This window comes from Streptococcus sp. SM5 (genome assembly GCF_027497975.1).
In genome coordinates this window covers 88340-101294 of sequence record NZ_JAJNSC010000006.1, presented here as the reverse complement: position 1 = coordinate 101294, position 12955 = coordinate 88340, and the positions used below count along the sequence as shown (strand labels likewise).

The window sequence follows — 12955 nt, the reverse complement described above, 5'->3', positions numbered from 1 at the left end:
AAAAATCTTACACATTAGAAAAGGAGGTTTCCCATGTACTTTCCAACATCCTCTGCCTTGATTGAATTTCTCATCTTGGCCGTACTGGAGCAGGATGATTCTTATGGTTATGAGATTAGCCAGACCATTAAGCTGATCGCTAATATCAAAGAATCTACACTCTATCCTATCCTAAAAAAATTGGAAGGCAATAGCTTTCTGACAACCTATTCTAGAGAGTTCCAAGGTCGCATGCGCAAATACTACTCCTTGACAAATGGTGGTATAGAACAGCTCGTGACCCTGAAAGATGAATGGGCACTCTATACAGACACCATTAATGGCATCATAGAAGGGAGTATCCGCCATGACAAGAACTGAATACCTGACTCAGCTAGAACTCTATCTCAAAAAACTGCCTCAGGCTGACCAAATTGAAGCCATGGACTATTTCAGGGAACTCTTTGACGATGCTGGAGTCGAAGGAGAAGAAAAACTCATCGCTAGCTTGGGAACTCCCAAAGAAGCGGCCCACGAAGTTCTCTCCAATCTTCTCGATAAAAAAATCAATGAAGCACCCGCTCAAAAGAATAACCGACAAATTTTGCATATCGCCTTGTTAGCTCTCCTTGCAGCCCCTATCGGTATTCCTCTGGGAATCGCCATCCTCGTGACCCTGTTCGCAATCCTTGTGGCAGCCTTGACTGTCATCTTGGCTTTCTTTGCGGTTTCCATACTTGGTATCATCGGCGGATTCCTATTTTTAGTTGAAAGTTTCACTGTCTTAGCCCAAGCTAAATCAGCCTTTATCTTGATTTTTGGTGCTGGTTTACTGGCTATCGGTGCTTCTTCACTAGTCTTACTAGGTATTTCCTATGTAGCTCGCTTCTTCGGTCTACTCATTGTTCGCCTGGTGCAATTTGTTCTCAAAAAAGGAAAGAGAGGTGACCAGCATGCGTAAATTGACAAAAGGATTTCTCATTTTTGGTGTGGTGACTACCGTTATCGGATTTATCCTGCTCTTTGTAGGCATCCAATCTGACGGAATCAAGAGCCTACTTGCCATGTCCAAGGAACCTGTCTATGATAGTCAGATGGAAGAGCTGACCTTTGGCAAGGAAGTCGAAAACCTAGATATTACGCTCCACCAACACGCGCTCACCATCACAGACTCTTTCGATGATCAAATCCACATTTCTTATCATCCATCTATTTCTGCTAACCATGATCTTGTCACAAATCAAAACGACAAAACTCTAAGCCTCACTGATAAGAAACTGTCTGAAAGTCCATTGCTCTCTTCTGGAATTGGCGGGATTCTCCATATCGCAAGTAGCTACTCTAGTCGTTTTAATGAAGTTATTCTCCAAGTTCCAAAAGGAAGAAGTCTAAAAGGGATCAACATCTCAGCAAATCGCGGTCAAACCAGTATCACTAATGCTAGTCTTGAAAATGCGACCATCAATACCAATAATAGCTATCTCCTCCGAATTGAAGGAAGTCGTATCAAAAACAGTAAACTCACAACACCAAATATTATTAATATCTTTGATACAGACCTTACAGATAGTCAGCTAGAGTCAACAGAACATCACTTCCACGCTGAAAATATCCAAGTTCACGGCAAGGTGGAATTGGTGGCGAAAACAGACCTACAACTGCTACTTTCCGAAGAAGAAAAACAAAGAATCAACTTAGATCTTTCAACAAAACATGGTTCTATTCTTCATTTTTTAAGAGAAGGAAGGCGTTCGTTTAAAAACGAAAAAAACAAAGATGAACGATTAAGCAATCCTTATAAGACAGAAAAAGCAGATGCAAAAGATCAACTCATCGCCAGAGCAGAACAGGATATCTATCTACTCAAATCAGAGGAACACGAGTCTTCTTCTAGAAATCGTTGACAAAAGCGCTTACATCTGCTACTATGGAAGCATATTTATCTAACTAAAAAGGAGGTTCTACCATGAAACAAGAATGGTTTGAAAGTAATGATTTTGTAAAAACAACAAGCAAGAACAAACCTGAAGAGCAAGCTCAAGAGGTTGCAGACAAGACTGAAGAAACGATAGCCGATCTCGATACACCAATTGAAAAAAATACTCAAGTAGAGGAGGAAGTCTCTCAAGCTGAAGTCAAACTGGAAAGCCAGCAAAAAGAGACAATTGAAACGCCTGAAGACGGTGAAACGAGAACAGAAATAGAAGAAAAGAAAGCATCCAATTCTACTGAAGAAGAGCCAGACCTTTCTAAAGAAACAGAAAAAGTCACTATAGCTGAAGAGAGTCAAGAAGCACTTCCTCAGCAAAAACCAACCACGAAAGAGCCCCTTCTTATCAGTCAATCCTTAGAAAGTCCCTATATCCCCGACCAAGCTCCAAAATCTACGGATAGATGGAAAGAGCAAGCGCTTGATTTTTGGTCTTGGCTAGTGGAAGCAATCAAATCTCCTACAAGCAGTCTTGAAACAAGTAGCACACACAGTTACACAGCCTTTCTTTTGCTCATTCTGTTTTCTGCATCTTCCTTTTTCTTTAGTATCTACCACATCAAACATGCTTACTATGGACATATAGCAACTATGCATAATCACTTCCCTGAACAATTTGCTTCATTAAATCTCTTTTCGATTATCTCTATCCTAGTAGCAACAACGCTCTTCTTCTTTTCATTCCTCTTGGGCAGTTTCGTTGTGAGACGATTTATCTACCAAGAAAAGGACTGGACGCTAGAAAATGTTCTCCAACAATATAGTCAACTCTTAGCCATTCCAATCATCCTCACTGCTATTGCTAGTTTCTTTGCCTTCTTTGACAGCCTACGATTTACAGCCCTCTTGTGTGTGATTAGCATTGGAATCATTCTGCTTGCCAGTCTCCATATCATTACAAGACCAAGTCAAGCCAGTGAAACCGACTCCTTCTATCAATTATTCTTGTCTGTCCTTGTGAACGGAGTGATTATCCTCCTCTTCTTTGTAGCTGAAGTAGCACTGATTGGGGATTATCTTCGTATCTTGGCCTTTCTTTAAACTTCATACTCTTCGAAAATCTCTTCAAACCACGTCAGCTTCTCCTTACCGTATGTATGGTTACTGACTTCGTCAGTTTCATCTACAACCTCAAAACAGTGTTTTGAGCAGCCTGCGGCTAGCTTCCTAGTTTGCTCTTTGATTTTCATTGAGTAGCAATCCTGTCTTCCATGGCAGGATTTTTTCTATGTCAAAAAAGCAAGTCGATTGACCTGCTTCTACTTTACTTTTCTTGTGCTAATGCTTTAAAATCTTTTTCTAAGATGGGTTGGATTTCTAATTGATTGGCGTCTAGTTGGTGGTAAGATGCTGATGGTAGTGACTCTAGGAATTTTGCATAGTCCAAGCGAGCAATGGCTTCATAGTCTTCTGGTTTAGAGCCATCTCCTGTGATTTGAACCAAGTCAATTTCCCACTGGACTTCCTTATCCACCAATTGCTCAATATAGGCTGCAGGAACAAATGGTTCTCTCGGTAATACTGTCTTGACTCCTTGAGCCAGATGGTAAACACCGTGAACTTGTCCTTCTCCATCCTGATAGAAGGAAACTCTTGCAAAGTAGGCATCTGTCTCTTGAACCGCACGTACACGTGCTTCAAACTGAGCCAAGCCATCTGCCTCTAAAAAGCTCTTCAAGTCCTCATGACTAAAGAAAACAGGATTAAAGATTCCTTGACAAATCGTAAAACGAGCTGCAGCGTCTGCAATATGAGTTTGAATACTTGCTTGGAAATAAGCTTCAAAATCAAAACCATCTAGTCCTTCAATCTCAGTTCCTGTATAAGCAAGCAGAGCATCTAAAAATGATTTGATAATCTGCCAGTCTGTCTTCGTGAGTAGGTCAGGAAGATCGACACGGTAAGCCTTTTGACCATCAGCATAACTGACCTTAAAAAGGAATTGTGATTGCCCCACTATCGCACACTCGATATACTCGAGACGATTAAGAGGCTGACGGAGATAGACAGTATCATAGCTATGTGACTCCAAACCATCTACCAAGGCCAAGAGCGACTTGGCAGTCAAAATTTCCTGTTCTCCTAAAATGCTCTGTTTATTTGGAATAAAAAATGTTTTCGTCATAACTGAACTCCTTTGAAATCGTTTACATATAGTATACCTTATTTTCCTGAAAGATACAGAAACAAACTTTAGATTTTTGAGTAAAAAGCATAGAAAAACAGCCCCTAAGGACTGTTTAATCTTATACAGTAGCTACTTGGTCCAAGCTTTCACCGATAGCGGCTAGGCGCTCGATAACTTCAGCTTGTGTCAATTCATGTTCTGAAACATAGCGGTTACGTGGGTGAACACGACACTCGTGTGAACATCCACGAAGGTACTTGTCTTCATTTTCTTCTGATGTCAAGATACGACGGTTACAGAATGGATTTCCACAGTTGACATAACGTTCACATGGTGTTCCATCAAACCAGTCTTTCCCTACGATGGTTGGGTTGACATGGTTGACATCGACTGCGATACGCTCGTCAAAGACGTACATTTTCCCATCCCAAAGCTCACCTTGGACTTCTGGGTCTTTACCGTAAGTTGCGATTCCTCCGTGCAATTGGCCGACATCTTTGTAGCCTTCACGGACCATCCAGCCTGAGAATTTCTCACAGCGAACCCCACCTGTACAGTAAACCACGACACGCTTGTCCATGAATTTTTCCTTGTTATCACGGACCCATTGTGGCAACTCACGGAAGTTGCGGATATCTGGGCGAATAGCCCCACGGAAGTGTCCTAGGTCGTACTCATAATCGTTACGTGTGTCAAGGACAACTGTATCTTCGTCAAGAAGAGCTTCTTTGAACTCTTTTGGAGACAAGTAAGCACCTGTTGTTTCAAGTGGGTTGATGTCATTGTCAAAGTCGTTGTCTTCCAAACCAAGGTGGACAATCTCTTTCTTGTAGCGAACAAACATCTTCTTGAAGGCTTGTTCACTTTCTTCGTCAATCTTGAACCAGAGGTCTTCCATACCTGGGAGGCTGTGAACATAGTCCATGTATTTTTGAGTTGTTTCATAATCCCCTGAAACTGTTCCGTTAATTCCCTCGTCAGCGACTAGGATACGGCCTTTAAGGCCGATTGATTTACAGAAAGCCAAGTGGTCTGCAGCAAATTGCTCTGCATTTTCAATTGGAGTATAAAGGTAGTAAAGTAAGACACGAATATCTTTTGCCATAAGATTTGTTCTCTTTTCTATTCTTAAATTTTCAGAATTTTTCATCTAACTATACTAGTATACCTGCTTGAGAAAACGAATGCAATTTATTTGACTGGAAATTGTAGAAAGATGCTTATCCCTGCACTTCATCAGTAACCATAGCGAATAGCAGATAATTCTCTCAATTTTTTGATCTGCTCGGATTGACTTTCTGATAACATCAGCTTATTGTCAATCAATACACGTGAGATGTCAACATTCATTTGACTCAATATAAATGGGGTAGAGGTCCCATCGTCCTCTAATCGTCTTTTATAACTCACTAACTGATTTTTCAAAGGAGTCAGTTGAGGCGTATCCTTTATATCTTCCAATAGATAATCTATGATAGTCATGGCTTCACAACGTCTTTCGCTTCCTCCAGCAAACCATTTTAATGGTGTCATACTTATTTTCCTCCTTAAATTGAAAAGCTATCATTCCTAACTCTCGTACCAATATTTTACCCAAATACCCTATGTAAAAAAGTCAGCAAAAATGGTAATGTCGCTACGATATTATTGATAACATGCACCGCATAGGATGGATAAATGCTCTTGGTATAGCGGGTCAAACCAGCAAAGATGATTCCAACTGTTGCAAAGACGAAGATATCTAACAGACTAGGCAGGCTTGAAAAATGAGGGAGAGCAAATAAAATAGAAGGAAGAAGCAAATCAAGAGCAAATCGCGAATCTTTAAAAAAGGCGTGTTGCAGTAATCCTCTATAGATTAACTCTTCCATCAGTGGAATCAGAAAGAACAGAGCTATATAGATACCTAGCTCTGCAAAGTTAGTCCCACTATAACCAATCAATACAGCCCAACCTTCCGCAGTTGACTGAACATGTTTAGCTGTCTGAACGTTAAAAGAGATCTGGAGTACTACCACTAATACTGTCAAAATCGAATACCAAAGCCATTTTTTTCTTGGAATGCGAAAAAGATAGCCGTGCCCTGTCTTAACCAGAAGCCAAATCATGACTCCGCTAAATAGCAAACTCAAGATATTTTGAATCCAGAAGAAATTGCCTATCTGGGAAGAAAATTGCCAATAGTTTTGGACAATAAGCGTCAGCTGAGAAAGGCCAAATACGAAAAATAGGTAAGAGAAGACAGCACTCATTTTGAAAAGAAAGCGATATTTTTTCATAATAAATCCTCTATAGATGTATGTGTATCACATCGTATAAACCCTCAGAACCACTCTTTTCATTTTTACATCCTAAAAATCACTACCTCCCCTATAAAACTAAGGAAGGCAGTGATCACATTTTTAGGAATTAGGAATGAATACACGAAATCAATCGATCTTATGATTTTTTGTTTTTCAAGAATTCGTCGTATTGTTTTTGCATTTCGTTCAATACTTTTTCGTAGGCACCTTCAGATTTCAATTTTTCCATCAATTCTGGAATAGCTTTATCTGGGTCTACAGTACCAGTGTTGATAGCTGTATCGAATTGTTGCATTGTGTTAGAAATTGCTGAGATTTCAGATTTCACACTGTCAGTGTTAAAGATGAATCCAAGCGCTGGAGATTCTTTAGCTTCTGCCAATTGTTTCTTAGAATCTGCAATTTGTTGGTCTGTAACGTTTTCGTTGATGTAAAGGATCCAGTTGTTACCAGTGTTCCAACCTGACATGTGAGTATTTCCTTTGTAGCCATCAAGGACGCGTACACGGTTTTCTTTACCTTCAACTTTTTCCCAGTTCTTGCCTTCTGGACCGTAAACAAGACCGTTCAAGAGTTCTGGGTTCGTGTTCAAGAGGTTCAACACTTCCATTGATTTTTCTTTGTTCTTAGAGTTGTTTGAGATAACAAAGTTGGCAACTTGTGTTGTTTGGTTTTTCTTGATAAAGTTAGTGATTGGTTTGATTTGGATGTCTTTGTTCGCAACGCGTGAAAGCAAGCTGTTACCGTAGTCAGCTGGTCCTACTGTTTCTTCACGAACGAACCAAGTATCTTGTTGAAGGTCAAATGAAGTGTCGCTTGTTGCTACGTCTTTTGGAATGTATCCTTCTTCATAGAATTTGTGAAGAGTCTTCAAGTGTTCTTTGAAACGAGGTACTTCGTAACGGTTTACGATCTTAGTAGTGTCTCCTTCAAGGTCAATAACAAATGGAAGTCCATTTGGTACTGGGTAGTCAAAGTTATCAGATGGGATGAAGTTTTTAGTAACCGCAAATGGCACTACATCTGGAGCTTTTTCTTTGATTTGTTTCAAGACTGGTTCAAGTGTTTCATATGAAGTGACACCTGAAATATCGATACCGTATTTAGCAAGGAGAGTTCCGTTGAAGGCGAAGTTTTGAGATGATGCAACGTTGGCTGCAACTGGAACTGCGTAAATTTTACCGTTAATACTGTTACCTTTGATGTAAGCTGGGTCAAGTGCTTTATAAAGCTCTGCCCCTTCTTTCTTATACAAGTCAGTCAAGTCAGCATAGGCACCTTTTTGAGCATTTACAACATAGTTAGATGCAAAGGCGATATCGTAGTTTTCACCAGATGATGTGATAACTGACATTTTCTTATCATAGTCACCCCATCCAAGATATTGGATATCCAATTTAGCACCAACTTTTTCACCGATGATTTTGTTAGCATTTTCTAGCAATTCATCCAAGTTATCTGGTTTGTCACCGATTTGGTACATTTTGATAACAGTTTTTTCACCTGAAGCTGAGTCAGCAGCTTTTTTGCTGTTACCTGAAAGGTTTCCACAAGCAGCGAGACCAGCAGCCAAAGCGACTACGCTAGCAGATGCAAAAGCATATTTTTTCCAGTTTTTCATGACAAAAACTCCTTTTTTTTATTTTTAAACTTATAAACAATGTAATGATCTTAACTTCACGCAAGGGAAGTTTGGAAATGAGAAATGATTTTTCTCGACAAGTACTATTCTTTCACACCACCGATAGTCAAACCTTTTACAAAGTAGCGTTGGAAGAATGGATACAGAATCGCGATTGGAAGGGTTGCGACTACAACCATGGCCATACGACCTGTTTCTTTTGGAAGAGCAACTCCCAGTTGACCAGATAGACCGACTGCTTTGGCGATGTAGTCCATATTTTGCTGGATTTGCATGAGCAAATATTGCAATGGATACAAGTTGTCACTCTTGATGTAAAGAAGGGCGTTGAACCAGTCATTCCAGAAACCAAGAGCTGTCAAGAGCGTGATGGTTGCGATACCTGGTAGTGACAATGGCAAACAGATTTGGAAGAAGATCCGAGCCTCACTAGCACCATCGATACGAGCGGATTCTAGAATAGCTTCTGGAATGGTCTTCTTGAAGAAGGAACGCATCAATATGATGTTAAATGGTGAGAGAAGCATTGGAACAATCAAGGCCCAAACTGTATCACCAAGTTGAAGTAAACGAGTTACCACGATATAGCCCGGTACCAAACCAGCATTGAACAACATACTAAGAAGGGCAAAGATTGTAAAGAATCTGCGATACTTAAAGGTTGTCCGTGAGATAGCGTAGGCATAGGTTGTTGTGATAAAAACGTTTGTGATAGTCCCCACCACTGTTACAAAGACTGAGATGAAGAGGGCTTGGAGAATTTTATCCTTAAACTGTGCCAAAAACTCAAAACCGTCTAATCCAAATTGGGATGGGAAGAAGCTATATCCATTTTGGAGGATACTCTTTTCATCTGTCACCGAAATAACGATAACGAATACAAAGGGTAGGATACAAGAGAGGGCAACCAAACCAGAAATGGTACTAAAGAAGATATCTGCTTTCTTACTGAAGGAGTGAATGCCGACATTATCAATTTTTTCTTTTTTAATTTTCTTTTCTGCCATATTCTCCTCCTTTCTAGAACAAGGCTGAGTTTGGATCAACTCGTCTTGCCAGTAAGTTTGATAGGATAACCAGAATCAAACCGACTACTGATTGATAGAGACCTGCCGCTGAAGCCATCCCGATATCTGCTGTCTGAGTCAAACCATTATAAACATATACGTCCAAGACGTTGGTTACGTTATAAAGCTGACCAGCATTGTGGGGGATTTGGTAGAAAAGACCGAAGTCTGCACGAAAGATATTTCCGACTGCAAGGATGGTCAATACAGTTACCAATGGTGTCAACTGCGGAATGGTTACATTGCGAATTCGTTGCCATTTGCTGGCTCCGTCCACTGTTGCTGCTTCGTAGTAGGTTGGATCAATTCCCATGATTGTCGCATAGTACATGACACTGCTATATCCAAAACCTTTCCAAATACCTAGGAAAAGTAGGAGATATGGCCAGATGCCCAAGTCAGCGTAGAAATTGACTTCCTTCATTCCGATAGATTCTAGGAAATGGTTGAATACCCCTTTATCAATGTTTAGGAAGGCATCTGTAAAGAAACTGATGATAACCCAAGACAAGAAGTAAGGGAACAACATAGAAGTTTGGAAGATCTTAACCATTCTCTTAGAACGGAGTTCACTGAGGATGATAGCAATCCCTACAGATACAATCAAACCGATAAAGATAAAGCCGAGATTGTAGAGGACAGTATTTCGTGTGATAATAAAGGCATCTTTTGAACTAAACAAGAATCTGAAATTATCGAGTCCGACCCATTTACTATTCACGATACTATCTATAAATCCATTACTGGTCATGTGGTAGTCTTTAAAGGCAACCACGTTCCCAAATACTGGAATGTAGAAGAATAGAGTCAACCAGAGTGCCCCTGGCAAAACCATCAAGAGAAAGATCCAGTTGTCTCTCAAGGTTTTTGAAAACTTATTCATAATTTCCTCCCTTTTTATTTTGATATCTATCTAAAAATTCCTTTTTAGACTTTTGATAACGATTACATTATTAGTATACTCCTATTTGAAGGTTAGGTTAAACTACTAATTATAGAAAAAACTCCACAAATTATTTTATGTGGAGTACTTGTTTAAGAAAGGGATGTTTCACGAGAAACACTCTGAACAAGGGATACTGTTCTTGTTTCTTAAGTTGTATAAATGGTTGAAGCTGTCGCAATGGTATGCCACTGGTTAGCTGTTGTTGCTGCGAAGTCTTTGTCTGCGTAGAAGTCAGTAAATGGCAGGATTTCAACTTCTAGCTCGTCGATGCAGTCCAGCTGACCAGCCAAATAAGCCTCGATGCGACTTTCTGCACGCTTGACGCGTTGCAAGAGTCCGCCCATACGGATATCAACTGTATCCAAGCCAAAGATCTTGTTTTCCTTCAACCATTGGTGGCTAAAGAGGGCATGGAAATGTTCAATCTCGCTTCTGAGTTCTGGTAATTCTTGTCTTGCGATTTCTTGCAGCCTTTCTTTATCACCCTCTTGGTAGGACTGACGGATGCGTCGTCCCACATCCACTTTACTGCTTAAAATCTGGTTCAACTGAGCCTGAGTTTCAAAAAGGTAAGCATAATTTCCTGCTTTTTCTTTAATGTCAGCAAGAATCTCAGCTGCCTGAGCGAAATGCGGTTTGTCCTGTTCAGGTGTCATGTGCTGATCAAGGAGCGGACAGAGAATATCCTGATAAAAGACATAGCGGTTAGGATTGATCCCGCTGAGATTACTTGGTAGGTCTGGCAAGAGGTTGGCAAGGTCAATCTGCATAAAATCTTCAACCGATAGACCAGTATTGGTTTTGAAGTGTGCAGACAAACGGTCTAGGTCATTGCGGTAGCTGAGTTCTGCCCAGATTTGCAAGCTTGGTAGGATAGAAAACTGGGCAGTTTCCCCACCATTATCTCCCCAACCTGTCACGATAACTTCTTTGATGTCATTGGCACGACAGGCCTTATTGGCTTCAAGAGCGATGAGACGGCTGAAATGGTTATTGGGTGTAAAACCAATCCACTTCCAAGCACCTCCTGCAAAGGCAAGGTCATGGCTAATCTTGTGGTGATTGCGGAAATTACGATTGTACTTTTCTTCGCTATCTTGGTAATAATCCCAGTAAACCAAGGTCACACGGTCTTTGAGACGGTCTAGGTAGACTCGCGTTTCCTCTGGAATTTCCACGTCACGGTCGTACTGACCATCCGCTGACATGAGTTTAAAGAACATATCACTCCACATCTGACAGTGGAAACTATATTTGTCAGCAATATCCAGCACGCGCTCCAAGTGTTGGCACATGAGGAGACTACGGTCTACTACACCATTCAAAATCAAGTAACGTCCTAAACCAACCAAGTGGGCTTCGTCCATTCCGATATTGACCTTGCGAGTCTGCAGTTTAGACAGGGTGGCAAACATGCCATCAATCAAATCATAAACCTTTTCTTCGCCAATAAGGAGAATATCCTCTACATCACGGAGTTCCTGCACTTCCTTGACACCCCATTTGACAAAGGCTGATAAGTGAGCCAAAGTCTGGATACAAGGCACAAAGGTCATGTCAAACTGCTGGGCATAGGCTTCAATTTCCTGCAACTCCTCTGCTGAATAAGCCCCGCGGAAATAGCCAAAGTAAGACTGCCCTTCAATCTGGTAAGTGTCTTCCATGTAGAGTTCAAAGCTTGAGTAGCCCATGAGAGCCAAGACCTCAATCATCTGCTTGGCAGCAGCCACATTCAGCACCGCATTTCTCGAACAGTCTGCCATATAGGCTAAATCTTCGTAAGCCGCCTGCTCCTCAATCTCTACCTTGTCACCTTCTGCTAGGGATGTTGCCAACAGGGATAAGGCACGATAAAGTTGGTGAGGTTTGCGGTAGGTTAGTTGATAGTGTCCACCCTCACCCTTGATAGAGATAGAGGCTTGGTCAGATTGGGCGACAGCTACCTCTACATCTGGTAGCGAAATGTGCTTTTTAAGCAACTCTACTGCTTGCTCTTGTTTGGGACTAAGTCCTGTAAATCTTACCATTGATTTTCCTCCTGTAGCCAATTGACAAGGGCACCGTAGAGATTGGCATCTGCATCATAGGTGCAGGCTTGGATAACAGGTGCGACCGTATATTCTTCGTAGGTTTCGACAAATGCATCAACAGCTTTTTTGACACCTTGGATAAAGTCTGGATTCTGACTGATGGAGCCTCCCAGACTAATGACATCTGGGTCGATGAGATACTGAATATTGAGCAAGCCTTGCGCCAGATTACGGTTCATGCGCTCAATAGCTTCTTGACAAAGAACATTGCCAGCTGCAGCCTCTTGGTAAATCTTTCGACCATCCCAGTCAGTCTGACCAGATTTTTCAATTACGTATCTCACCATGTTTCCAGTTGACGCTAGTTGCGACCAGTTATTGAGTTTTTCCGCAGGGGCAAGGGTTGTCATGTAGCCAAATTCTCCACCCAAGCCGTGGCGACCTCGGTGAAGTCTACCATTGATAATCATGGCTCCACCAATCCCTGTCCCAATCACGACACAGGCTGCATTTTCTAGCTCTGGATGAGCTAGTAATTCACTGAGCCCAACGCAGTTGGCATCATTTTCTAGATGGACAGACAGCTGATGATGGGCAAGGGCTTCATACCAAGAAAAGCCGTGGATATAAGGGACAGCACTGAAGCCATCAATCACACCAGTTTCTTGATTGACTGCTCCTGGAACACTCATAGCAATTCCGCTGTAATCCTGTTCTGACAAGCGCTGGTCTAACCAAGCTAGTAAATCCTCTAAACTTTCTGGCGTTGGAATGCTTTCCTTATCCAATATTTTCCCATCAGGAGTCAGACTAGCAAACTTAATCCCAGTCCCTCCGATATCAATCGTTGCAATGGTCATTGTTTTTACC

Annotated in this window: 14 protein-coding genes; 4 read left to right on the top strand and 10 right to left on the bottom strand. The window is 41.3% G+C overall.

Going from position 1 to position 12955, the window contains the following annotated elements; translation table 11 throughout:
* Positions 1 to 33: 33 nt before the first annotated feature.
* The 4 genes from PAN07_RS06310 to PAN07_RS06295 all read left to right on the top strand — a co-directional run bounded on the left by PAN07_RS06310 (position 34) and on the right by PAN07_RS06295 (position 3010).
* Positions 34 to 360 (top strand): PadR family transcriptional regulator, encoded by a 327-nt coding sequence (locus PAN07_RS06310; protein WP_000273858.1) that lies wholly within the window; start codon positions 34 to 36, stop codon positions 358 to 360.
* Positions 347 to 940: a DUF1700 domain-containing protein gene (locus PAN07_RS06305; RefSeq protein WP_084862708.1), complete on the top strand. Its 594-nt coding sequence runs from the start codon at positions 347 to 349 to the stop codon at positions 938 to 940. Before PAN07_RS06310 ends, PAN07_RS06305 begins: the two co-directional genes overlap by 14 nt.
* Positions 933 to 1883, top strand: coding sequence for a DUF4097 family beta strand repeat-containing protein (locus tag PAN07_RS06300; RefSeq protein WP_084862707.1), 951 nt, complete (start codon positions 933 to 935; stop codon positions 1881 to 1883). Before PAN07_RS06305 ends, PAN07_RS06300 begins: the two co-directional genes overlap by 8 nt.
* A gap of 62 nt (positions 1884 to 1945) precedes the next feature.
* Positions 1946 to 3010, top strand: coding sequence for a DUF6574 domain-containing protein (locus PAN07_RS06295; protein ID WP_084862705.1), 1065 nt, complete (start codon positions 1946 to 1948; stop codon positions 3008 to 3010).
* Here the strand turns inward: PAN07_RS06295 and PAN07_RS06290 are convergent.
* The 10 genes from PAN07_RS06290 to PAN07_RS06245 all read right to left on the bottom strand — a co-directional run bounded on the left by PAN07_RS06290 (position 3007) and on the right by PAN07_RS06245 (position 12945).
* Positions 3007 to 3159 (bottom strand): hypothetical protein, encoded by a 153-nt coding sequence (locus tag PAN07_RS06290; RefSeq protein WP_084862703.1) that lies wholly within the window; start codon positions 3157 to 3159, stop codon positions 3007 to 3009. The genes PAN07_RS06295 and PAN07_RS06290 overlap by 4 nt on opposite strands.
* Positions 3160 to 3233: 74 nt before the next feature.
* Complete coding sequence (locus tag PAN07_RS06285; RefSeq protein ID WP_084862702.1) at positions 3234 to 4094, bottom strand: DUF4299 family protein; 861 nt, start codon at positions 4092 to 4094, stop codon at positions 3234 to 3236.
* 121 nt (positions 4095 to 4215) lie between these two features.
* Complete coding sequence (locus PAN07_RS06280) at positions 4216 to 5202, bottom strand: rhodanese-related sulfurtransferase (RefSeq protein WP_084862700.1); 987 nt, start codon at positions 5200 to 5202, stop codon at positions 4216 to 4218.
* Between the two features lie 131 nt (positions 5203 to 5333).
* Positions 5334 to 5630 (bottom strand): bacteriocin immunity protein, encoded by a 297-nt coding sequence (locus PAN07_RS06275; RefSeq protein ID WP_269797496.1) that lies wholly within the window; start codon positions 5628 to 5630, stop codon positions 5334 to 5336.
* Positions 5631 to 5686: 56 nt separating this feature from the next.
* Positions 5687 to 6376, bottom strand: coding sequence for a CPBP family intramembrane glutamic endopeptidase (locus PAN07_RS06270; RefSeq protein WP_268721068.1), 690 nt, complete (start codon positions 6374 to 6376; stop codon positions 5687 to 5689).
* Positions 6377 to 6536: 160 nt separating this feature from the next.
* Complete coding sequence (locus PAN07_RS06265; RefSeq protein ID WP_269797495.1) at positions 6537 to 8021, bottom strand: ABC transporter substrate-binding protein; 1485 nt, start codon at positions 8019 to 8021, stop codon at positions 6537 to 6539.
* Between the two features lie 104 nt (positions 8022 to 8125).
* On the bottom strand, positions 8126 to 9049 hold the full coding sequence (locus PAN07_RS06260; RefSeq protein WP_000818353.1) for a carbohydrate ABC transporter permease: 924 nt from the start codon (positions 9047 to 9049) through the stop codon (positions 8126 to 8128).
* A 13-nt stretch (positions 9050 to 9062) separates the two neighbouring features.
* Complete coding sequence (locus PAN07_RS06255) at positions 9063 to 9992, bottom strand: sugar ABC transporter permease (protein ID WP_049515574.1); 930 nt, start codon at positions 9990 to 9992, stop codon at positions 9063 to 9065.
* A 209-nt stretch (positions 9993 to 10201) separates the two neighbouring features.
* Positions 10202 to 12082, bottom strand: coding sequence for a beta-N-acetylhexosaminidase (locus PAN07_RS06250; protein ID WP_084862691.1), 1881 nt, complete (start codon positions 12080 to 12082; stop codon positions 10202 to 10204).
* Positions 12076 to 12945 (bottom strand): ROK family protein, encoded by an 870-nt coding sequence (locus tag PAN07_RS06245; protein WP_192856294.1) that lies wholly within the window; start codon positions 12943 to 12945, stop codon positions 12076 to 12078. Before PAN07_RS06245 ends, PAN07_RS06250 begins: the two co-directional genes overlap by 7 nt.
* Between the last annotated feature and the right edge of the window lie 10 nt (positions 12946 to 12955).